At 52.0% G+C, this 23,290-nt stretch carries 22 protein-coding genes; 20 read left to right on the forward strand and 2 right to left on the reverse strand.

Translation table 11 applies throughout. The features are described from left to right. The first annotated feature begins 154 nt into the window (after positions 1–154). The 14 genes from QZR21_RS02675 to QZR21_RS02740 all read left to right on the forward strand — a co-directional run bounded on the left by QZR21_RS02675 (position 155) and on the right by QZR21_RS02740 (position 12,881). Entirely contained in the window at positions 155–940 is a 786-nt protein-coding gene (locus tag QZR21_RS02675; RefSeq protein WP_296097757.1) for an RNA methyltransferase, read from the forward strand. Positions 941–1,189: 249 nt separating this feature from the next. After that, positions 1,190–2,056, forward strand: a complete 867-nt coding sequence (locus QZR21_RS02680; protein ID WP_296097758.1) for a ChbG/HpnK family deacetylase — start codon at positions 1,190–1,192, stop codon at positions 2,054–2,056. Positions 2,057–2,085: 29 nt separating this feature from the next. Then, positions 2,086–2,541 (forward strand): amino acid-binding protein, encoded by a 456-nt coding sequence (locus QZR21_RS02685; RefSeq protein ID WP_296097759.1) that lies wholly within the window; start codon positions 2,086–2,088, stop codon positions 2,539–2,541. Beyond that, positions 2,538–3,839 (forward strand): homoserine dehydrogenase, encoded by a 1,302-nt coding sequence (locus QZR21_RS02690; RefSeq protein WP_296097760.1) that lies wholly within the window; start codon positions 2,538–2,540, stop codon positions 3,837–3,839. The genes QZR21_RS02685 and QZR21_RS02690 overlap by 4 nt, the downstream gene beginning before the upstream one ends. After that, complete coding sequence (gene thrB, locus QZR21_RS02695) at positions 3,826–4,749, forward strand: homoserine kinase (RefSeq protein WP_296097762.1); 924 nt, start codon at positions 3,826–3,828, stop codon at positions 4,747–4,749. The genes QZR21_RS02690 and thrB overlap by 14 nt, the downstream gene beginning before the upstream one ends. Before the next feature lie 218 nt (positions 4,750–4,967). Further along, positions 4,968–5,276 (forward strand): 50S ribosomal protein L21, encoded by a 309-nt coding sequence (gene rplU / locus QZR21_RS02700; protein WP_296097764.1) that lies wholly within the window; start codon positions 4,968–4,970, stop codon positions 5,274–5,276. Continuing rightward, positions 5,273–5,599, forward strand: a complete 327-nt coding sequence (locus QZR21_RS02705) for a ribosomal-processing cysteine protease Prp (RefSeq protein ID WP_296097765.1) — start codon at positions 5,273–5,275, stop codon at positions 5,597–5,599. Before rplU ends, QZR21_RS02705 begins: the two co-directional genes overlap by 4 nt. Positions 5,600–5,604: 5 nt before the next feature. Continuing rightward, positions 5,605–5,889, forward strand: a complete 285-nt coding sequence (rpmA, locus tag QZR21_RS02710) for a 50S ribosomal protein L27 (protein WP_296097766.1) — start codon at positions 5,605–5,607, stop codon at positions 5,887–5,889. Between the two features lie 417 nt (positions 5,890–6,306). Continuing rightward, a complete protein-coding gene (gene dapB, locus QZR21_RS02715; protein ID WP_296973632.1) occupies positions 6,307–7,098 on the forward strand; it encodes a 4-hydroxy-tetrahydrodipicolinate reductase in 792 nt (263 codons plus the stop codon). A 9-nt stretch (positions 7,099–7,107) separates the two neighbouring features. Then, positions 7,108–8,145: an aspartate-semialdehyde dehydrogenase gene (locus tag QZR21_RS02720; protein WP_296097769.1), complete on the forward strand. Its 1,038-nt coding sequence runs from the start codon at positions 7,108–7,110 to the stop codon at positions 8,143–8,145. Between the two features lie 79 nt (positions 8,146–8,224). Beyond that, positions 8,225–9,136 (forward strand): 4-hydroxy-tetrahydrodipicolinate synthase, encoded by a 912-nt coding sequence (dapA, locus tag QZR21_RS02725; RefSeq protein WP_296097771.1) that lies wholly within the window; start codon positions 8,225–8,227, stop codon positions 9,134–9,136. 148 nt (positions 9,137–9,284) lie between these two features. Beyond that, complete coding sequence (locus tag QZR21_RS02730) at positions 9,285–10,574, forward strand: histidine-type phosphatase (RefSeq protein WP_296097772.1); 1,290 nt, start codon at positions 9,285–9,287, stop codon at positions 10,572–10,574. A 384-nt stretch (positions 10,575–10,958) separates the two neighbouring features. Further along, positions 10,959–11,534: a xanthine phosphoribosyltransferase gene (locus QZR21_RS02735; protein WP_363926314.1), complete on the forward strand. Its 576-nt coding sequence runs from the start codon at positions 10,959–10,961 to the stop codon at positions 11,532–11,534. A 9-nt stretch (positions 11,535–11,543) separates the two neighbouring features. Beyond that, positions 11,544–12,881 carry a uracil-xanthine permease family protein gene (locus QZR21_RS02740; RefSeq protein ID WP_296097776.1) on the forward strand — a complete coding sequence of 446 codons (1,338 nt, stop codon included), beginning with the start codon at positions 11,544–11,546 and terminating at the stop codon, positions 12,879–12,881. A 298-nt stretch (positions 12,882–13,179) separates the two neighbouring features. On the opposite strand, the gene QZR21_RS02745 is transcribed toward QZR21_RS02740, so the two are convergent. Further along, complete coding sequence (locus QZR21_RS02745) at positions 13,180–15,996, reverse strand: heavy metal translocating P-type ATPase (RefSeq protein ID WP_296097779.1); 2,817 nt, start codon at positions 15,994–15,996, stop codon at positions 13,180–13,182. 508 nt (positions 15,997–16,504) lie between these two features. Then, on the reverse strand, positions 16,505–18,229 hold the full coding sequence (locus tag QZR21_RS02750; RefSeq protein WP_296097781.1) for an NFACT family protein: 1,725 nt from the start codon (positions 18,227–18,229) through the stop codon (positions 16,505–16,507). 353 nt (positions 18,230–18,582) lie between these two features. Between QZR21_RS02750 and dapF the strand changes: the two genes are divergently transcribed. The 6 genes from dapF (at position 18,583) to coaBC (ending at position 23,061) form a co-directional block, all read left to right on the forward strand. Beyond that, complete coding sequence (gene dapF, locus QZR21_RS02755) at positions 18,583–19,416, forward strand: diaminopimelate epimerase (protein ID WP_296097783.1); 834 nt, start codon at positions 18,583–18,585, stop codon at positions 19,414–19,416. Positions 19,417–19,538: 122 nt separating this feature from the next. Further along, the gene (locus tag QZR21_RS02760) at positions 19,539–20,429 is read left to right on the forward strand and encodes a YicC/YloC family endoribonuclease (RefSeq protein ID WP_296097785.1); all 891 of its coding nucleotides are present in this window, start codon (positions 19,539–19,541) and stop codon (positions 20,427–20,429) included. A gap of 12 nt (positions 20,430–20,441) precedes the next feature. After that, positions 20,442–20,714, forward strand: a complete 273-nt coding sequence (remA, locus tag QZR21_RS02765; RefSeq protein ID WP_296097786.1) for an extracellular matrix/biofilm regulator RemA — start codon at positions 20,442–20,444, stop codon at positions 20,712–20,714. Then, positions 20,714–21,361, forward strand: coding sequence for a guanylate kinase (gmk, locus tag QZR21_RS02770; RefSeq protein WP_296097788.1), 648 nt, complete (start codon positions 20,714–20,716; stop codon positions 21,359–21,361). The genes remA and gmk overlap by 1 nt, the downstream gene beginning before the upstream one ends. Further along, positions 21,358–21,558, forward strand: a complete 201-nt coding sequence (gene rpoZ / locus QZR21_RS02775; RefSeq protein WP_296973641.1) for a DNA-directed RNA polymerase subunit omega — start codon at positions 21,358–21,360, stop codon at positions 21,556–21,558. The genes gmk and rpoZ overlap by 4 nt, the downstream gene beginning before the upstream one ends. Before the next feature lie 306 nt (positions 21,559–21,864). Continuing rightward, a complete protein-coding gene (gene coaBC / locus QZR21_RS02780; RefSeq protein WP_296097792.1) occupies positions 21,865–23,061 on the forward strand; it encodes a bifunctional phosphopantothenoylcysteine decarboxylase/phosphopantothenate--cysteine ligase CoaBC in 1,197 nt (398 codons plus the stop codon). Positions 23,062–23,290: the final 229 nt, after the last annotated feature.

Genomic DNA, 23,290 nt, shown 5'->3' on the forward strand with positions numbered 1-23,290 from the left:
TGCATAAAAATCCTTATGAAATCTGACTCTGCGAATTAATCAGCGCTTCCCTAATCTCCTGCCGGTTTTTCATGCCATAGGCTATAGAGTTTTTCCAGCAGCTGGAAGCACCGCTCTCGGTGACTCCAAACGCAGCATACTAAAGGAAATTAAGATGGAACGAATCAGCAGTCGAAATAACCAATGGATCAAAAAAGCCCTCCAGCTGAAGCAGAAGAAATGGAGGGACCGGGAAGGCCTTTTCCTTCTGGAAGGGGTACGGATTGCGGAGGATGCCCTGAACCAGGGCATCACCGGATGTACCTGCTTCTTCACTGAGGAAACGCTGTCAAATCCCCGGGTTTCTGCCCTTCTGGAGAAGGCGGAAAAGCTGGGGTGGCGCCTTCTTTGCCTGGAGGAACCTTTGATGAAGGTTCTCTCCGGTACGGAACATGGACAGGGAATCATGGTCATCTGCCCGGAACGGAAGGAAAATCCGGAGGACCTCCTCCGGCCTCTATCCGGTTTTTATGTAGTCCTGGATACCGTACAGGATCCGGGAAATCTGGGAACCATATTAAGGACCGCTGCCGCAGCAGGGGTGAAGGGGCTCATTCTTACCGAGGGCTGTGCCGACATGTATTCGGAAAAGGCAGCCCGCAGTTCCATGGGTTCCGTCCTCCGGATTCCGGTGTACCGGAATGTGACTATTGATTTCCTGAAAGAAATGAAAAAGGCTTCAGGGCTTCCATTCTTCGGTACCGCCCTGGAGAACGGTGTGCCCTACAAAGATGTGGGACCTTTGAAAGAGGGAGTTTTCATCTTCGGGAATGAAGGAAACGGTGTGCGGCCGGACATTCTTTCCCTCACCGATAAAAATCTATACATCCCCCTGGCAGGCCATGTGGAATCGCTGAACGTATCCATAGCAGCAGCGGTGATATTATTCCATTTCATATGATTTAAGCAAGTAGTGATTCAATCATTGTCAGATTTAATTCTTGGATTTATCTGCAATGAGAGGAATAACCTGACGAGCTATATAAGAAGAGTTATGACGAAGCTGGGGCCCTTAGTGGATCTGCCGCCAAAGGCGGTTATGTAACCTTATGCCCGGCGCGTCAGCGCCCACCACCTGGCAATCAGGCAAAGCTTACTACCCTTAGCTCCACATTTACGGTTCGTATATCCATATAGAAAGGGATTTAACTTGAAACGTTTAATCGTTAATGCCGATGATTTCGGTATCCATCCTGCAGTGAACAAAGCCGTTTCCATTGCCTTTGAAAAAGGAATCCTGACCAGTACCTCCCTTATGGCAGGGGGAGAGGCCTTCGACGAGGCCGTTTCCCTGGCCCGGTCCATGCCGGAATTGGGAATCGGTGTCCACCTGACACTGGTGGGCGGTCTTTTTACGGTGCTGCCGGCAAAGGAAGTACCTTCCCTCACCTGGGAGGGGGGCCATCTCTGCAATGATTACCTGGAACTGATCAAGAGGGATCTTGCCGGAAAAATCAGCGTGGACGATGTGTACCGGGAATGGGATGCCCAGATACAGAAAGTGATGGATACGGGACTGACCGTAACCCATCTCGATGGGCACCAGCACATGCATATGTGGAACCATTTCTTCCCGGTCACCCTGGCACTGGCGAAAAAGTACCATATTTCCTGCATGCGGGTGCCTGATGAAAAGCTCCTTTTCGGCTTCCATCTGTCGCCGGCGGGGCTCTTCCGGTTCGCATCGAAAAACGGGCTGTCCCTTATGGCCCGGAGCCACCGGGGGGCTTTGAAGAGAAAGGGAATCCTGTGCAATGACCATTTCTGGGGCATGATGTACGGCGGCCATTTCTATGAAAGCCGGATGGCCCGGATCCTTGACCACCTGGAAGAGGGAGTCACGGAATTCATGTGCCATCCTTCGGCAGACCAGAAAGCCATGGAAGAAACATTCCACTGGGGCTATGAAGGGGAGAGGGAACTGCAGAGCCTTACGTCTCCCCTGGTGCAGAAAAAAATTAAAGAACAGGGAATCCGACTGATTTCCTATAAAGAACTGGGGCGCCCTGATGACTGATACCTTGGCTCCCTGCAGAGGAACATACTATGAATAAAGAAAAGCAGCAGTTTTATCTGGTGGATCTTAAAATCCTTCCGGAAGCCATCAAAAAAACTATCAAAGTCAAGGAAATGCTGGAAAACGGCGCATCCTCTTCCATCAATGAAGCAGTACATCGGGTGGGTATGAGCCGCAGCGCCTATTACAAATATAAAGACCATGTGGCTCCTGTCCATAGTGACAAGGAGGACCGGATTGTAGTATTATTTATAATCATGCAGGATGAAGTTTCCATCTTCGGCCGGATCCTTCGGCGCATTGCCAGGGAGGACAACGAAGTGCTGTCTGCCGTACGAACAAAGGCTTCCGATTCCCTCTACACCGGGGTCATCACCTTTAAGACGGAAGAATCTTCAGAAAGTCTTGCGGAACTCCATGATTCACTGGAGGAAATGAAAGGCATCCAATCGTTGACCATGAAATTGGGAGGAGAAACCAAATGAAGAATATTAATGTCGCACTCCTTGGATTCGGTACCGTAGGAAGCGGCGTGGCCGAAACCATTCGAAAGAATGGAAAGCTCATCGAAGATTCCATCGGCTGCCACTTCACCATTACCCATGTCCTCGTCAGGCACCCGGAAAAGTACAGGGACCTGGAGATTCTGAAGGGCGTCCGGGTGACCAGCTCCTTCGAAGATATCATGAACGATGGCAGTGTAGAAATCGTGATTGAAGTGATGGGGGGCATCCATCCGGCAAAGGAATATATCTTTGAAGCCCTGAACCACCATATCAGCGTGGTCAGTGCCAATAAGGACCTGGTGGCCCTCTTTGGACCGGAAATCATGCACACCGCCATGGATAACCATGTGAACTTCAACTGTGAAGCCAGCGTAGGCGGCGGCATTCCTATTCTCCGTCCTCTCCATGATTCCCTGGCAGCCAATGAAATCGAACGGATCGTGGGTATCGTAAACGGTACCACCAATTTCATCCTTTCCAACATGGATGAAGCCGGTGTCAGCTACGGCGATGCACTCCGGGTGGCCCAGAAGAAGGGCTATGCCGAGGCTGATCCCACCAACGATGTGGCCGGCTATGATGCCGCCAGGAAACTGGCCATCCTGGCATCCATCGGTTTCCATGCCAACGTCACATTTGACGACGTACTGGTAGAGGGGATTGAAAAAATTTCCCAGAACGATGTGCAGTATGCCAGCGAAATGGGATACACCATTAAACTGCTGGCGGTGGCACTGCGCCAGGAAAATGGCATCGCCCTCAACGTCTATCCCGCTTTCGTTCCACGGAGCCACCCCCTGGCTTCTGTCAAGGGCTCCTACAATGCCATCTATGTGACCGGCAACATTGTGGATGACGTCATGTTCTACGGCCGCGGCGCTGGTTCTCTCCCCACCGCCAGTGCTGTTATGGGAGACGTCATCAGTACTGCCAAGCACATTATGAACCATTCCACCGGTACCGGTATGATGCTCACGGAAACGAAGCGGATTCCTTTCTACTCTTCCCTGAAACTGGAAAATTCCTATTATTTCCGCCTGATTGTGGACGATGTGACCGGCGTTCTTTCCCAGATCGCCTCTGCCTATGCGGATAATGACATCAGCATCAAGGAAGTGGTGCAGAAGAGCCGGATCGAAGACGCGGCAGAACTGATGATTATCACGGAAAAAACACCGCGGGAAAATATTATTCATGTAGAAAAGGCACTGCAGGTACTGCCCTGCATGCGCCAGGTTGCCAATATCATTCGGGTGCTGGAAGATGACAGAAAATAAAACCTATATCGTCAGGGTCCCCGCTACCACCGCCAATATCGGAAGCGGTTTCGATACGCTGGGCATGTCCCTGGGTCTCTATAATGTAGTCCAGTTCGTTCCTTCCGAAGGGATGGACCTGGTGGATACGGAAATTTCCGCAGAAGGGGAAGGGGCTTCCCAGATTGAAAAGGGCCTGGATAACATGATTATCAAGGCCATGGCAGAAACTGCGGAAAAAGCGGGAAAACAGATTCCCGGCGGCCGGATGTACCTCATCAACCGCATTCCCTTCGCCCGGGGCCTGGGCTCTTCTTCTGCTGCCATCGCCTCCGGCGTATATCTGGCAAACCTTCTCATGGGTGAACCTTTCGACAGGAAGGAAATCCTTGATATCACCGCCGCCATGGAAGGGCACCCGGACAATGCGGCCCCTGCCATTCTGGGAGGCTTCTGCATGGCCCTCCTGAAAGACGGGAAGGTGACTGCCGAACGGATCGATATTCCCTCCCACTGGAAAGCGGTAGTCACCATTCCGGATTTTGAACTGCATACAGAAAAAGCCCGGGCTGTGCTGCCCACATCCTATCCGAGAAGCGATGCGGTCCATAATATCGGCGCTGTATCCTTCCTCATGGCTGCTTTCATGTACCAGAAACCGGAATACCTGAAACTGGGCCTTGACGACGTGATCCACGTACCCTATCGGATCGGCCTTATTCCCGGCGCCTCCGATGTCATCCGCAACGCGGAAAGGGCAGGAGCCTACGGTGCCACCATTTCCGGATCCGGTCCCACCATCATCGCTTTTGCTCCGGCTGACAGGGCTGACGAAGTGGGCATCGCCATGGTGAAAGGATTCAATGCGGCCCATATGACATCCAGATACATGGTGCTGGACTTTGACCATAACGGAATTATGGCTGTATGAAACAGGTGGCTGAAAGGTAGCGGGCTTAGCCCGGAGGGTATTACCTTTCAGCCATTTTTATATTAACTTTAATAAAAATATAATTGACTTTGCCTGCCAAAGCAGATATAATAATTAAGTCATTGTACATAAGTGCTGTGACGCAACCGCACGGAGAAGGCTTCCAAATGCCATAGAGCTGCCGCATCCGGCGAGTATAGTAAAGAGGAGGTGCACAAATGTACGCAATCATTAAAACCGGTGGTAAACAGTACTGTGTCGAAGAAGGTAAGGTTATTTCCATCGAAAAACTGGACGCTGAAAAAGGTGCTGAAGTAACTTTTGACGAAGTTCTTCTCGTTTCCGGTGATGAAGTAAAGATTGGCCAGCCCACCGTTGCAGGTGCTAAAGTAACCGGCAAGGTTCTTGAACAGGGCAAGGAAAAGAAAATCCGTATTTTCAAATACAAGGCTAAGTCCAACTATCGTCGTCGTCAGGGTCATCGCCAGCCTTTCACAAAGGTTCAGATCGAAAAGATTGAAGGATGATTACCGTCGAAATGCATAGGGATGGGAAAGGGCTCTATCGGGGCTTTCACATCCATGGACATGCAGATGGTTATGAAAAGGATGGGGAATACGATCTCATCTGTGCTTCCGTCAGTGCCATCACATTGACCATAGCCGGCGGACTGCAGGATGTGCTTCACAGAGATGGGACCTATGACTCGGACTTCGGATTCATGAATGTGGAACTCTCAACACCAGGAGATGGGGAGAGCGAAGCACTTTTCCGAACCATGGTTCACGGGCTCAGGGCCATCGAAAAACGATATCCCCGTCATCTGAAAATTTTAGAAACAAAGGGGTGAATTACATGTTACTTTTTGATCTTCAGTTATTCGCTCATCATAAAGGTGCTTCCAGTACAAGCAACGGCCGTGACTCCAACGCACAGCGCCTTGGTACAAAGATGCACGCAGGACAGATTGCAAAACCTGGCAACATTATTGTTCGTCAGAGAGGCACTCATCTGCATCCTGGCCTGAACGTAAAGCTGGGTAAAGATGATACCCTCTTTGCAACCGCAGAAGGCAGAATCGCTTTCGAACGTCTCGGCAAATACAAGAGACAGGTCAGCGTATATCCTGTTAATGAATAACAGTACATAAGAAGCTCCGGGAAATGATTTCATTTCCCGGAGCTTTTTCATGTATATGTATCAGATTTACACTTCAACATATGAATGGGGCTAAAGGTGGTGGGTGAACATCGCTAACGCTTGTTCACCGGGTGGTGGGCGCTGCGCGCCGGGGGCATAAGGCTGCCGCCTTTGGCGGCCAATGAACCTTTATGTTCCCGCTTTACCGGGGTGTTAGACCCCGGTAAAGCCACAACCCGGTTGGCGAGCGCAGCGATGCCAACCCACCACCTTTAGTCCCATTTCATACAATGTGACAATAATTATTCATTTTCCATATTGACGTTATTGTCAATTTATACTACCATAATTCTAATCACTGATAGTTGCCTGGGGGCTTTTGTCAGCCCCAGAGCCTATAAAAGGGGGAGTTAATTCATGATTAAAGTCGTTGTGAATGGCGCTGCTGGCCGCATGGGCAGCGAAGTTGTCCGTTCCGTCATGGCAGAAGAGGGCCTTGAAATCGTGGGTGCCGTAGATCCCGGCGCTGCAGGAAAAGACCTGGGCGAAACCGTAGGGAAAGGCCATAACGGAATTGTTATTTCCAAATCCCTGGATGAAGAATTCAGCAGGGAAAAGCCGGATGTGGTAGTCGATTTTACCAGCCCCAAGGTTATTTATGAAAATGCGAAATACGTACTGGAACATGGGGTGAACATGGTTATCGGAACCACCGGCCTTACTGCGGACCAGCGGGACGAACTGGCTAAGATCGCTGAAAAGACCGGAGCCAATGGCCTTGTGGCACCGAATTTCTCCCTGGGTGCCGTGCTTCTCATGAAGGTATCTGCCGAAATTTCCCGGTACATGCCGAATGCGGAAATCATCGAACTTCATCACAACCACAAGTACGATGCGCCTTCCGGCACTGCAAAGCTCACTGCCGAAAAAATGGCAGCAGCCCGGACATCCGCTCCGGAACCGGATGAAACAAAGGAAAGCCTTCCCGGCGTACGGGGCGGCAAGTACGAAGGAATCACCATCCACTCTGTCCGCCTTCCGGGCTACGTGGCCCATCAGGAAGTCCTCTTTGGGGGCTACGGTGAAATCCTGACACTCCGCCACGATTCCCTGGATCGGAAATCCTTTATGCCCGGCGTCATGCTGGCCTGCAAGAAGTGCATGACTGTGAAGGGTTTTGTTTATGGTCTTGAAAATTATCTGGAATGAGGTGCTTCTATGAGTAAACTGCCCCGCGTTGCTGTCCTCGGTGCCACCGGTGCCGTGGGCCAGGAATTTATCCGCCTTTTTGAAGAAAGAGATTTTCAGTTTGCATCCCTGAAACTTCTGGCTTCCGCCCGTTCTGCGGGTAAGAAGATCATGGTGAAGGGCAAGGAATACACCGTGGAAGAAGCAAAACCGGAGTCCTTTGAAAATATTGATATCGCCCTCTTTGCCGGCGGCAGCATCAGCAAGACCCTGGCACCGGAAGCGGCGAAAAGGGGAGCCGTAGTTATCGATAACTCCTCCACCTTCCGCATGGATCCCGAAGTGCCCCTGGTGATTCCGGAAATCAATCCGGAAGATATTGCCTGGCATAAAGGCATTATTGCCAATCCGAACTGCTCCACCATCATCATGCTCATGGCCCTGAAGCCGATTTACGATATTTCCAGGATTAAGCGGATCATCGTCAGCACCTACCAGGCCGTTTCCGGCGCCGGCAAGGATGGCATTGATGAACTGCTGGACGAAGCGGCAGCTATCGCCAAAGGCGAAAGTTACACACCGAAGATTCTTCCTTCCGCCAGCCTTCCGAAGCACTATCAGATCGCTTACAACGTCATTCCCCAGATCGATGTATTCCTTGATAACGATTACACCAAGGAAGAAATGAAGATGGTGAATGAAACCCATAAGATTTTCCACGATGACACCATCGCCATTACCCCCACCGCTGTCCGGGTACCGGTTATCCGCAGCCATGCAGAATCTATCTACATTGAGACGGAAGACCATCTCACCACGGACCAGGTCAAGAAAGCCATTGAAGGCTTCAAGGGTGCCGTACTGGTGGATGACATCAAAAATATGATTTACCCCATGCCCCTGGATACATCCAATAAGACCGACGTGGCTGTCGGCCGCATCCGGAAAGATCTCTATGCGGAAAACGGCATCAACCTCTGGGCCTGCGGTGACCAGATCCGCAAGGGCGCAGCACTGAACGCACTGCAGATTGCAGAATACATGATTCAGCACGATATGATCAAATAAAGAAATCACCGATTCTTCGGTTATTTCCTGTATGAGGGACCGCTTCTTCGAGAAAGCGGCAGGAAAAGGAGAGAAAAAAATGGCAACAGCAAAATTCGGACGGGTTATTACCGCCATGATTACTCCATTTCATGAAGATGGTTCTGTAGACTATGAAGGAGCCGCTGCCCTGGCTAAACACCTGGTAGCCCATGGCTCTGAAGGTATCCTCGTCGGCGGTACCACCGGCGAAGGTGCTACCATGACTTCCGAGGAAAAACTGAAACTTTACCAGACTATTGTAGATGCAGTCGGCAGAAATGCACCGGGCAAGAAAGTTCCGGTTATGGGCAACATCGGCACCATCAGCACCAGGGATACCATCCTCTTCGGCCGGGAAGCCAAGAAAACGGGCATCGACTGCGCTCTCTGCATCGTTCCGTTTTATGTAAAGCCGAACCAGGAAGGCATGTACCAGCATTTCCGGGCTGTGGCCAAACACGTGGACCTTCCGATTGTCCTTTATAATGTTCCCGGCCGTACAGGCGTCTCCATCCAGCCGGAAACCATCAAGAGAATTGTGGACGAATGCCCGAACGTGGTAGGTATCAAAGATGCCACCGGCAGCTGGGACCAGGTCACAAAGGAAAAAGCCCTGCTCCCCGATGATTTCATGATTTACAGCGGCGACGACGCATTCACCCTGGCCCTCCTCATGGCAGGCGGCGTAGGCGTCATTTCCGTATCCAGCCATGTCATCGGCGACGATATGCTGGCCATGGTGGATGCCTTTGAAAAGGGCGACCTGGAAAAAGCACGGGCTCTCCACATCAAGACCTATCCCATCAACAAGGGCATGTTCTTTACTGCCAGCCCGACTCCTGTCAAGACAGCAGTTAACCTCGTAGGCCAGCCTGGCGGCCATTTCCGACTCCCCATGGTAGAACCGTCGGAAGAAGAAAAGGCCCATGTATACCAGATGCTGAAAGACTACGGCGGACTGGTAAAATAAGATTTGACATGAAAGCTTCTGCCCCCGGGCAGAGGCTTTTTGTATGTCTGTAACGGTGTGCTAGGGAAGCGGTGCTCGACCCACCACCTTTAGCCCCATACATAGGCTTGTGGATCATCACTTACCTCAAAGGAGATTTAATAACAGAGTGCATATATCTATTCATACCGCCATCAGGGCCTGTGCCGTCCTGCTGGCTGTGTCTGCGGTCTTTCTGCCAGTGGACGCACTGGCCAGGGAGGGAATTCACCAGGATTACCAGCTGGAAAAGGTCGTTATTTTCAGCCGGCACAATCTTCGAGCCCCTATGGCATCGGATAAAAAGAAAGTGGACGCCATGACGCCCCATACATGGTTTACTCCCGATGCGAAGGCGGGGGAACTGTCAAAGAGGGGAGGTATACTGGAAACCATGATGGGCCAGTATTTCCGGGAGTACCTGGAAAAGGAAGGGCTTTCGGATGCTGACGGTTGGCAGAAGAAGGGGCAAGTCCGCTTCATGGCAGATTCCTCAGAGCGCACAGTGGCCACGGCCCGCTATTTCGCGGCCGGCCTTCTTCCGGATACCTCTTTTTCCATTGTATACAGAAAGCCCCTGGGACCGGTGGCCCCCCTGTTTGCCACGAAAATTCCTTCCGGCCTCTCCACAAAGTCCATGGATACCATTCGGAAGAATGCTGAGACCCACGGCGCCTGTCTTCTCGAAGAAAATAAGGAAAACCTGGCCTCCGATTACGGAGAACTGGAACAGGTGCTGGATGTAAAGCGGTCGAAAGCGTGGAAAGAAGGCAGGTTCTCCGGTTTCCGGATGGGGGATACGGTCCTTACATACGAAGCCGGGAAAAAGCCCCGCATGGCAGGCTCCCTGAAGCTGGCCCATTCCCTCTCCGATTTCCTCCTCATCCAGTATTATGAAACGGAAGATGATGAAATAGCGGCCTTCGGGCACACCATGGGCCGGAAGGATTGGGAAAAAATCGGAAACCTGAAGGACCTTTACGGACAGGTGCTTTATTCTTCACCGTCCCTGGCCAAAGCCATCGGTACGCCGCTCCTCCATCTTATTTCCAGGGAAATGGGCAATCAACGGAAACTGACCTATATCTGCGGCCACGATTCCAATATTTCCATACTCATGGCGGCCCTGGACGTCTGCCCCTACGAATTGCCGGAAAGCCTGGAAAAGAAAGTGCCCTTCGGGATGAAGATGGTCATAGAAAAGTGGAAATCCGGCACTAAAGAATACGGTACGGTGACCCTGGTCTACCCATCCACCGATGAAATCAGACATCTTCCCCTTCTGGGCCTGTCCCATCCGCCCATGATCTATCCACTCCATTTCCAGGGCATTTCGGAAAATGAGGATGGCATGATGGACTGGGGGAAATTAGAAGAAAGGTTTAAAAGTCCGTCGTTCACTGCAATCCGGAGACAATGAAGAATGTGACGGCACCTGGGAAACGCCGCACACAATATAAGAAAGCGCTTCCCCAGGTTTATGGTTCCAGTGGCGCCGCCGCATCCATCCTGCGCCTTTGGCGCGCCCTTTCTCCACGGGGCTGCTTATCCGGGAAATTCCTGCTATGCAGCAATTTTCATTTTCATGGTTGTTTTGCGGCAAAGCCCGACAGTTCATGGTAACCTGCAAGCAGATAGCGGTAAGCCGGTAATTCGGAATTCCGCATCATTCTATGGATCGTATGAAGTTCGCCTTGCTGTCCACTAACTCACCAACCCACTCCCTTTACTCTCTCTCCACTGCATGATAAAATGAATTAATATTATTAATTTGCGAATAAAAGGAAGGACAAGGATGGAAGAAATGAACCTGCTGCAGAAAAAGATTTTGAGTGATGGAGTCATTAAACCGGGGAATGTACTGAAGGTGGACAGCTTTCTGAATCACCAGATCGATGTGCCCTTTATCAGCGAACTGGGCAAGGAATTTTACAAGCTTTTCGGTGACCGAAAGGTGGATAAGATTCTCACCATCGAAGCTTCCGGCATCGGCATTGCCTGCCTCACGGCCGTCTACTTCGGCGTGCCCGTTGTATTTGCAAAGAAGTCGGCCGGTTCCAATATGGATAAGGAAGTCTACGCTACGGAGGTTAAATCTTTCACCCATAACAAGGTGAACCACGTGGTGGTGTCCAAAAAGTATCTGAACAAAGGGGAACACATCCTCATTATGGACGATTTCCTGGCCAACGGCTGCGCCGTGGAAGGGCTCATTGATCTCGTGAACCAGGCAGGCGGTCTGGTGGAAGGGGGCGGTATCTGCATTGAAAAGGGCTTCCAGGGAGGCGGCGATGAACTCCGCAGGAAAGGGGTCGACGTAAAGTCCCTGGCAATTATTGACAAAATGGATCCTGAAACCGGTTCCATCGTATTCCGGTAAGGAGAGACCATGAAAAACGCAAACGACGCCATTTATGAACTGAAAGGGGAAATCCCCCTCCAAAAGGCAGTGCCCTTTGGCCTGCAGCATGTGCTGGCCATGTTCGTGGCCAATATCGCGCCGATTCTTATCGTGGCAGGGGCCGTGAAAATGTCTCCCGAAGAATCGGGAGCCCTGGTGCAGTCGGCCATGATTGTGGCAGGCATCGGATCCCTGCTGCAGATGTTTCCCCTCTGGCGCCTGGGAAGCGGCCTCCCCATTATCATGGGCATCAGTTTCACCTTCGTCTCCGTGGCCTGTGTCATCGGTACGAAGTACGGATACGGCGCCGTGCTGGGGGCAGCCCTTATCGGCGGTATCCTGGAGGGTATCCTTGGACTGGGTGCTACGTGGTGGAAGAAATTTGTGCCGCCCATTGTGTCCGCTTCCGTGGTAACGGCCATCGGATTTTCCCTGCTGCCCATCGGTGCCAATTCCTTTGGCGGCGGCTTCGGCGCGCCGGACTTCGGCGATGCAAAGTATCTGATCGTCGGTTCCATTACCCTCGTGGCCTGCCTCGTTTTTAACCTGAAGGCCCATTCCTTCTATAAACAGCTCTCCGTGCTCTTTGGGCTCATTGTAGGATACATAGCAGCCTATTTCTACGGCATGGTGGATCTGTCCCGTCTTTCCCAGGTATCCATCATTTCCATTCCTTCCATTCTGCCGGTGCCTCTGGAATTCCATCCGGACGCCATTTTTTCCATTTTCCTGATTTTCCTCGTTTCTGCGACAGAAACCCTGGGGGACACCAGTGCCCTGGCCACCATGGGCTTTGGCAGGACTCCCACGAATCGGGAAGTGTCAGGCTCCATCGCCGTGGATGGTTTTATCTCCAGCCTGTCATCCCTCTTCGGATGCATGCCTATTACATCCTTCAGCCAGAACGTAGGCCTTATCGCCATGACCCACGTGGTGAACCGGAAGGCCATCGGCTGCGGAGCGGTCATCATGATCCTGGCCGGCCTCATCCCGGGACTCGGCGTCATTCTGGCATCTCTTCCCAATGCGGTGCTCGGCGGCTGTACCCTCATGATGTTCGGCTCCATCGTAGTGAGCGGTGTCCGGATGCTGGGGGACTGCGGCTATTCCCAGAGAAATATGAGTATTGCTGCCCTGTCCCTATCTATCGGTCTTGGTTTCACCCAGACCCCCCAGATTTTCCATATTTTCCCGGATCTCTTCCGCAGCGTCTTCGCCGACAACTGTGTGGCAGTTGTCTTCATCGTAGCCATGGTGCTGAACCTCATTTTCCCGAAGGATAAGGAAGATGAGAACCATGGAGAAGGCCCGGAAATCGTAGAATAAGGGGAATCAAAAAGCAGTGAAGATATGAAAATCATTTTCTTCACTGCTTTTTTGATGGGCTGCGGTACGTGTAAACGGGGGCCTTGAGATAAAGGGACCCTGGCCAATACACGTTCTTCGGCTGGCAATTCGACTGATAGACGATAGAAGATAGATGCCCATTGGACCGGCCTGCCGCAAAGGGGCAATCAGCTCAAGACTCCAAATGTTCGCATTGATTACAGTCATAGAATCGCTGAAAGCAAATCAAAAAGCGGCGCACCATTCAGGATGCGCCGCTTTGATTATTCCTGATTTTTTACAGTTTCACTTTCAGCAGTCGGATGGAGTAGAGGATGCAGAGGAGGGTGACGCCGGTATCTGCAAATACGGCGATCCACATGTTTGCATAGCCCAGAAGGCCCATGACCATGACTGCAATCTTTACGAAGAGGGCAAAGCCCACATTCTGCCAGGCCGTGGAGATGACTTTTCGGGAGAGCCTGATGGCCTCGGGAATGGCACGGACGTCGGAGTTCAGGAAGACCAGGTCCGCTGCCTCGATGGCTGCATCGGCGCCGCTGCCCATGGCAGCGCCCGCATCGGCACCGGCCAGTACCGGTGCATCGTTGATGCCATCGCCTACGAAGAGGACGGAGCCCTCTTTTTCACGGATTTCCTTCATAATGGAAAGCTTATCCTGGGGGAGAAGGCCGGCGTAAACTTTGGAAATTCCCGCTTTTTCCGCCACCGCCTCTGCGCTTTCCCGGTTGTCGCCGGTGAGCATGACAGGGGTGACTCCCAGTTTTTTGATTTCCCCGATCGATTCCACCGCGTCTTCTTTCAAGGCGTCGGAAATGACGATGCAGCCGAGGAGTTTGTTTTCCCGGGCAAGGAATACGAGGGTGCCCTTTTCTTTGTAACCGGCGAGGTCTTCTTTCGGTACGCCTGCCTTTTCCATGAGTCTGGCATTGCCGGCGTAAATGGTTTGACCCTGCAGGGTCCCTTCCATGCCGTAGCCTGCATTTTCATGGAGGTTTTCCAGTTTCACAGGAACCACTTTTTCTTCATTCGCCGCTTCAATGATGGATTTGGCGATGGGGTGGGTGGAATAAACTTCGGCTCCCGCCGCCAGGGCCAGCAGTTCATTCCGGTTCATATCCCCATGGACCAGGATGTCCCGTACTTTGAATTTCCCTTCCGTAATGGTGCCGGTTTTATCCATCACCGCCGCTTTCACTTTGGCAATGACTTCCATCACCGTGCCCCCTTTGAAGAGGATACCGGCCTTGGAAGCGGTACCGATACCGGCAAAGAAGGACAGGGGAACGGAAATGACAAGGGCACAGGGGCAGGAAATGACGAGGAACGTGAGGGCCGTATAAATGCATTTTTCCCAATTCCCGCCAAAGAAGAGGGGAGGAATGAGGGCCACCGCCAGGGCAATGAAGACCACCACCGGCGTATAAATCCGGGAGAACCGGGTAATGAACCGGTCGATTTTTGGCTTGCTGGCTACCGCATTTTCCACGGAGTCCAGGATACGGCTTACCATGGATTCGGAGAGAATCTTCGTTACCTGCAGGTGAATGGTGCCGGTCATATTGACGCAGCCCGAATCCACTGCCATGCCTTCTTTAGCAGCAATGGGCTTTGGCTCACCGGTGACAGCGGATGTGTCGATCTGGGTGGACCCTTCCAGAATGATGCCATCCAGGGGAATCCGGTCTCCGGGGCGGATAAGGAGGACATCGCCTACCTTAGCTTCTTCCGCCGGTACAGTTTCTGTCTTGCCGCCGTTTACGACTCTCTGTACCACTTCCGGCCGCAGGTCCACGGCTTCCATGATCTGACGGCGGCTCTTTCCGCTGGCCAGGTCCTGGCAATATTCGCCGATGCGGTAGAAGAACATGACCCCCACGGCTTCCGGGTATTCCCGGATACCGAAGGCGCCGAGGGTGGCTACGGTCATAAGGAAGGTTTCATCAAAGAATTCGCCGTGGGCGATATTCTTCAGGGCGTTCCATACGATGGGCCCACCAAGAATGATATAGGAAATGAAGAAGAAAATATTGCCATAGAGTTCTGGAGCCCCCGTGAGGTAGTGAAGCACCATGCCGATGGCGAAAATCACGCCGCCAACGGCGAGATGAACTTCTTCCTTCTTATAGAAGGCTTCTTCCTTTTCATCGGTCCCTGTTTTTCCCTTGGGTGCCCGTACTTTTTTGTGGATTTCCGTGGGTGATTCCACTTCGTTGCATTTTTCCGTGAGCAGGGGAATGAGGCTGTCCGGATCTTCGGCAGTGAGCTTCATGGTCTTCGTGGCGTAGGAAATGGACGCAGAGAGAACGCCGGGCTGCCGGTTGATGAGTTTTTCCAGCTTCAGTGCGCAGGCCGCGCAGTCCAGGGTCGGGATTTCATAGGTTTCCGTCTTGTAGCCGCTTTTATCGGCAGCCGGTACGATGCCCACCGATTCATCCACAGAACGGCAGACCGCCAGTACTTCCTTCAGCAGGGTATCCGGATTTTCTTTGGAAATCAGCCGGAGTTCCTTGGTACGGAAAGAAATGGAAGCGAAGAAAACCGAAGGCATTTCCCTGATTTTTCCTTCCATCTTGGCGGCGCATTCCTGGCAGTCCAGATGTTCCATGTGGTAAATGGACTTATGGTACGTGGTGCCAAGGAAATCGCAGCGGCAGTCCGCCAGGTCCTTCCCGCAGATATCGCAGTCTTCCTCATCTACACACTGGGGGCAGTGGCAGTCTTTCTCATGGCCCGGGGTATGATGGATTCCCTTGTCATGGAAGTGGCCGAAGGCCCGCCGTTCATCGGCGAGAATCTCTTTCTCATCTTCCATGATGTCCTTTTCGTTGGAAGCGTATTTCACAAGCTCCGGATCATGGGAATGGTCATGGGCCGCCGGCATTTCTTCTTCATGATCGTGGTCATGATGGTGGTCATGGTCGTGATGATGATCATGGGTATGACCGCAGCCATCGTGAAGATGGGCGGGATCTCCTTCCTCTTCACTGCCCGAATCGTCTTCATGGGCCTGGGTTGCCCCTTCATGATGGTGGCTGTGGCAGTGGCAGCAGCCGCAGTTATGGGCATGGACTGCTTCTTTTTTCTCAGTCATAGGATTTCCTCCTTATATGGAAAATTGTATCAATAAATCTCTATGCTTTGATTTTAGCATCCCCATAATCTGGAGTAAATGCATCATGAAAAACACTTTAAAAATTCAAGTGGATTTATAGGGCCCGGTGTAGGTACGAAGGGGTGGGGCTAGAGCCTTTTGCTCTGGGCATTGAGCTGGTTTGACCTGCAGGTTGATGAGTGCTGCATCCGATGACCGGCAATTCGGTTGATAGACAATAGATGAAAGAAGATAGAAGATAGAAGATAGAAGGTAGATATCGGCAGCCCTGCGGGCAGGTGGGATCGAGGATTATGGGCCAGAGACCGTGAAGGTCCAGGCCGCCAGCGGCTTTCAATGGCGGCAATATAAAAGGCGGCGCACTATCATTTGTGCGCCGCCCCATTGACCCCGGCCGAAAGCGTGAATCCATATTCCTTCCTCGAGCCCAGACGGAAGCCTTAGCCCTGTCCGCCGGACAGCGACCCGGCCGAAGGCCGCTGCCTTTTTACTCCTTTACATCTTCCGGCACGGCCACTATGGTCTTCTGGTGGCTGTAATTGACCAGTCCCGGAGGGCCGTTCGGAATTTTCTTCACGTACCGGATGAGGGTATAGTCCACATCCACCTTTCCCGATTCCCGGCCTTTGCTGTTCCAGGCAGCCAGAGCGGCCACCTTTTCCAGGGTTTCCGGAGGAACCGATTCCCCCTGGGTCTCGATGACTACATGGGACCCGGGGATGGCCTTTGCATGGAACCAGATATCCGTTTTGGCCGCCTTCCGGAGGGTGAGGTATTCATTTTTTGTGTTGCTGGTCCCCAGATATACCCGGAAACCGTCAATTATACGGCTTTCAATCTTCGGGTCCTGGTTTTTCCGGCTCGGTTTCCTGTGCTGCTTCTGTCTCTTATCGATGCCCAGGGACTTCAGCTCCTCCTTCAGGGCCTCCAGATCCTGCTTTGTGGTGACCTGGGATGCAAAATAGAGGGTTTCATTCAGGTAGGCCAGCCGGTCTTCACATTCCTTCAGCTTTTCTTCCCCAATGGTGGAACGGGTCTTCATCTTATTGTACTTTTTGAAATAGGCCTGGCTGTTGTCGGTGACAGACAGCAGGGGGTCCACAGGGATTGTTTCATCCTCCGGGGGATCTTTGAAGAGGTTGGACACCGTGATTTCTTTCTTATGGTTGATTTTCTCGTAGGCATAAATGGAAAGGAGAGTGCCCCAGAGCTTGTACTGGTCCATACGGGTGGTCTCTTCCATTTCTTCCCGGATTTTCCGTTTCTTTCTCTCTTCCCTTTTGATGAGGGTATGAAGTTCCTTCGTATATTCCTGCACCGCCTGGGTAATGGAGCCGACGCCGCTTTCCGCTTCCTTTTCTATGAAGGGAAGCACCGGAACCGTTTCACAGGCTTCTCCCAGTATGGAGAGGGGAATGGGGGAAATGTTCTTTTTCCCGTTTCCCTTTTTATACAGGTACAGGCAGTCCGACGATTCGATGGCCTCTGCCATGGCTTTCATGTGGGAAATGAGAGATTTTTCCTCTTTTTCCGAAAATTCGGAAAGCTTTTTATCCGCCGGAATATTCGATTCGAAGGCCAGTTCATCCGCCAGGAAACGGGAGAACCCGTTGAACTGCTTAAAGAGCCAGCTGTCCATGGGGATTGGTTCTTTTTTGCTGAAATCAAAGATGTCCGTCAGTTCTTTCTCGGAAAACTTCATGAAATCCATGCGGTGGGAATTCTGGGGGACCTGGTAGGTTTCCCCGGGCACCAGGAGCCGGTCCAGCTTCTTGCCCCGAAGGCAGGCATCGATGATGGTATTCCCCTCAGTGAGAATCATGTTCGGCGCTGCCGGCAGGAGCTCCAGCCACAGGGTGCGGGTAATGATTTCACTGCCCCGTTCGATACGATCAAAGGACAGGGATACTATGCGGTCCATGGCCACCTGTTCCATATGGGAGAGACGGCTCCCTTCCAGATACTTCCGAAGGGTCATACAGAATGTCTGGGACGGGGAATACTGCTTTTTGTTTCTTCCCTTGCCTGTAAGGTAGAGAATGGGGGGATTGTAGGTATTGAGAATGAGACTTACCACATCGCCGTCGGTGCAGTAAAGCTCCATGTCCATAATGCGGTTATCCACCTGGTGAATCTGCCGAACTTGGCAGGACTCGATTTTCTTTCGGAGTTCCTTCACCAGGACATATAATACAGCGCTGTCTATCTGCATAAAAAACCTCCTGAATTGTTCGGTATTTATGTAAAATAGTATATCATATACGAGTGGATGGGGCTAAGGGTGGTGGATGAACATCGCTTCGCCCGTTCACCGGGTGGTGGGCGCTGCGCGCCGGGGGCATAAGATAGATTTGCCGCCTTTGGCGGATGCCCCACATTATGCCCCCGCTTCAACGGGCAAAGCGATGTTGAAGCCACCACCCTTAGCCCCGTCTACCACTCCAGGCCACCTGCTTTGCATACAGAATCATCGACTGGCAGGCTCTTCCAAACAATGGTAGAATAAAGTAATTAAAACAAATGAATGGGGCAAACAGAGCCCTTTGTACCTATAGGAGGAAAATCATGCATTTTACAAAATGGCAGGCCTGTGGCAATGACTTTGTCTTTGTCAATGGCTTTGAAGAAAACCTGGAAGAAATCACGAAACACACTGTAGAAATCTGTGACCGCCATTTCGGCATCGGCGCCGATGGCATTATTTTTATTCTGCCTTCGGACAAGGCGGATCTGCGCATGCGCATTTTCAATGCTGACGGTTCGGAAGCAGAAATGTGCGGTAATGGCATCCGGGCCTTTGCCAAATGGGCCCATGAACTGGGTCTTGTAAAGGAGAAACGGATTTCCGTAGAAACGGGAGCCGGCATTCTGTATCCGGAACTCCTGGATTCGGGCCTCGTAAAAGTGGATATGGGAAAACCCCATCTCACCGCTTCTGAAGTCCCCGTAACCGGCCTGGGAGAGGGTCCTGTCATTTCCCGGCCCCTTTTCAATGAAGCAAACAGGAAATCCTACGACGTTACCTGCGTATCCATGGGTAATCCTCACTGCGTTATTTTTGTGGACGATGCGGAAAAGGTCAATGTAGCCGGAGAAGGACCGTCCCTGGAGACGGATCCCCATTTCCCGAGAAAGACAAACGTGGAATTCGTAAGCTCCCTGGGCAAAAACCATTTCCGCATGCGAGTATGGGAACGGGGCACCGGCATTACCATGGCCTGCGGCACCGGTACCTGCGCTTCCGTAGTGGCAGCCATCCTGAACGGCAAAGCAGATAAGGAAGCGGACGTGGAACTGGACGGGGGCCGTCTCCATATTGCCTGGGACGGCAATCCGGAGAGCCACGTCTTTATGACCGGTCCGGCGGAAAAGGTGTTCGAAGGGACGTATAAGCTGTAAATCTATATTCCCCAAATGGGTGGCAGGGGCAAAATGATGTTCACCTGTCACCCTTGGGAGCCAAACATACGCTCAGGCTGATCAGCCTCTCAAAGTCATTTACATACAATGGAGATGGTACAATGAACAGTATGACCGGATTCGGACGGGGCACTGCGGAAAATGATGCAGGCACCGTTACGGCAGAAGTGAAGGCCGTGAACAGCCGTTTCCTTGAAATCAACATGCGGACTGACCACTTTTCTGCTGCCCTGGAGGACCTGGCTGCCCGCAAATTGAAGGAGAAACTTCACCGGGGCAAGGTGAATGTGTCCCTGTCCTTTATGCCCGCCGTCGGCGGCAGCCATTATACGGTGGAACTGGACCGGCCCCTTCTGGAGGCCTATGTGAAGGCCCTGGATGAAGGGCGAAAGACAAAGGGTCTTCGGAATAAGAGACCCGTGATTTCTGACCTTTTATCCCTGCCCCAGCCCTTTATCACGGTCCGGAAGGAAACGGTATCCGATGAAGCCCTCTCGCCACTGGTGGAGAATGCGATGGATGAGGCCATCGAAGGGCTCCTTACCATGCGCAGGACGGAAGGGGAGAACCTGAAGAAAGATCTGGAAAAGCGGCTCTCCTTCCTTGAGGAAAAGCGGCAGTTCCTCCTTTCAAAGCAGGACGTGGCAGTAAAGGAATACGAAGAACGGCTGAAGGCCAGAATCGATAAAGCCCTGGAAGGCCGGGACGCTGAGACCGATGAGGACCGGGTGCTCCAGGAAGTGGCCATTTATTCCGAAAAGGTGGACTACACGGAAGAAGTGGTGCGCCTTGGCAGCCACCTTTCCCAGTTCCGCCAGATTCTGGATAGCGACGGCCCCATCGGCAGGAAACTCGATTTCCTTCTCCAGGAAATCAACAGGGAAGTAAATACCACCGCCTCAAAAGCCAGTGACACCGAGGTGGTTGACTGTGTTATAATAATCAAGACAGAACTCGAAAAATTGCGCGAGCAAGTCCAAAATATTGAATAAGGAGTAATCAAAGTGGGATTTTCATTAATTAACATCGGATTCGGAAATATGGCAGCGGCTGCCCGTGTCATGGCGATTATCAGCCCGGAATCGGCTCCGGTAAAGCGTATGATCCAGGAAGCAAGAGATAACGGCGAACTCATCGATGCCACCTATGGCAGAAAAACAAGGGCGGTCCTCATCATGGACAGTGGCCAGATTATCCTTTCCGCTGTACAGCCGGAAACGATTTCTCATAGACTCATGAGCAAGGATTCCATTATTAGCGAAGGAATGGATGAATAATGTGCGCTGAAAAGAAAGATGAAGGCATTCTCCTGGTTGTCTCCGGCCCCAGCGGTGCCGGAAAGGGCACCATCTGCAGTGCCATCCGGTCCCTCTATCCGAATCTTCACTATTCCGTTTCCATGACCACCAGGGAACCGAGAAAAGGGGAAGTGGAAGGGGAAAGCTATTTCTTTCGTACCAATGAACAGTTCGAAGAACTCATAAAAAAGGACGCTTTCCTGGAATACGCCAAAGTATACGACCACTATTACGGCACGCCGAAGAAATATGCTTTGGACCTCATTGACCAGGGAAAATCGGTGCTTTTGGAAATCGATATCCAGGGAGCCATGCAGGTCAAGAAACGGTATCCCAAGGGCGTATTCATTTATATCGTTCCGCCGTCCCTGGAAATTCTCTCCGGCCGCCTCCACCATCGGGGCACTGATTCGGAAGAGGTCATCGAGAAGAGGCTGGCCCAGATTACCAGCGAACTCGCCATGGCCCACCAGTACGATTACATCGTGGTAAACGACAAACTGGAAGATGCAGTCCATAAGACCTGCTGCATCCTGGAAGCGGAACGGTGCAAACTGTCCCGCAATGAAGGTCAGATCGAAACGATTTTCAAACAATATATCAATAAGGAGGTACCTTTAAAATGATGTGTTTTCCATCCATTGACAGCCTTGTCAAGAAAGTAGATTCCAAGTATACCCTCGTTACCCTGGCAGCCCTCCGTGCCCGTGAACTGACCGACGGCGCTCCGGCCCTCATTCCGGACGCAAAGAACAAGAAGCCCGTCACCGTAGCGCTGGAAGAAGTGTACTACGATAAGATCACCTATTCCTTTGATAAATAGTAAATATAAATGTGTCCATGCGGATGAATGGGGCATAAAGGTTGTGGGTCGGGCGCCGCTTCGCTGGCCCGACCAGGTTGTGGCTGCATGCCAGGGCTGACGCCTTGGCGCAGCGGGGGCATAAGGTGGATCAGCCGCCTTTGGCGGCAATAGCACCTCACGCCCCCGGCGCGGAGCGCCTGCCACCCGGTAAACAAGCGAAGCGACGTTCACCCACAACCCTTATGCCCCCTTTATCGACATGGGTACGTAACTAACTAACCTGTCAACTCACCATCATACTTTTATTTCAGGAAGGATTTTCCCATGTTTGAAAATAAACATATTGTCGTAGGAATCTGCGGCGGCATTGCCGCATATAAAGCAGCGGGCCTTGTGAGCCAGCTGAGACAGCAGGGCGCCGACGTGCACTGCATTATGACAAAAAATGCGGCAAAACTTGTTACTCCCATTACGTTTGGAGAACTTTCCGGCAACGACGTAACCGTAGACATGTTTGCCAACATCAGCAAATGGGACGTAGAGCACATCGCCCTGGCCCGTCTAGCCGATGTCTTTGTCATCGCCCCCGCAACGGCGGACATCATCGGCAAAGTGGCAAATGGCATTGCCGACGACATGCTTTCCACCACCATCATGGCCACGAAGGCGAAAGTCATTTTCGTGCCCTCCATGAATACCAATATGTATGAAAATCCCATTGTCCAGGAAAATATGGCCAAACTCCAGGCCCATGGCTACCTCTTCGTGGAACCGGAGTCCGGCCACCTGGCCTGCAACACCAATGGCAAAGGCCGCTTCCCGAAGCAGGAAGTAATCCTCGAAGCCATTGAAAAAGCGCTCTTCGGAAAAGGCCTCCTGAAGGGAAAGAAAATCATCGTCAGCGCCGGCGGTACACAGGAAAACATTGACCCCGTCCGCTACATCAGCAACCGCTCCAGCGGCCGCATGGGCTATGCCATTGCCAAAGCAGCAGCCATGGAAGATGCTGACGTCACCCTCGTCAGCTGCACCCAGGCCCTCCCGGTACCGGCAGGCGTGAAGATTGAATACGTCCATGATGCTCGGGAACTGGACAAGGCCATGAACAGCCATTACGAAGACTGCGATGCCGCCATCATGGCCGCCGCTGTCTCCGACTATCGGCCCAAAGTCCAGGCCACCCAGAAGATCAAAAAGGAATCCCACGATACCCTCACCATCGAACTCACCCAGAACCCGGACATTCTCTACGGCCTCGGGCAGAAGAAGAAAAATCAGTTCCTCGTGGGCTTTGCCGCTGAAACAAACGACGTCATCGAACACGGCAAAGAAAAGCTGAAACGGAAGAACCTGGATATGCTGGTCGCCAACGACGTAGCCATGCCGGGCGCCGGATTCAACGTAAACACAAATATCGCCGCCCTTCTCTACAAAGACGGCCACATGGAACAGTATCCGAAAATGACAAAAGAAGAACTGGGCCATATTATCATCGAAAAAATCGCGGAACGGCTGAAATAAGAAAATTTAAAAGGACTGTGCGAAAGCACAGTCCTTTTTCTATGCGGGAAAGTGGGATGCGAACAGATAGTGCCTTGAGCCTTGAGCGGAATAGCGGCTCCGCCGCGGGTGTCCGTGGCCAGAGATCGTGCAAACGGGTGGGGCTTGGAAAAGTTAGGAGTTAGGAATGAGGAATGAGGAATGGTGGTGGCGGCGCACAGATTGGGAAGCGCCGCCTTATGAAACACGA

Source organism: uncultured Dialister sp., assembly GCF_900541605.1.
In the GTDB taxonomy this organism is placed as follows: Bacteria; Bacillota; Negativicutes; order Veillonellales; family Dialisteraceae; genus Dialister.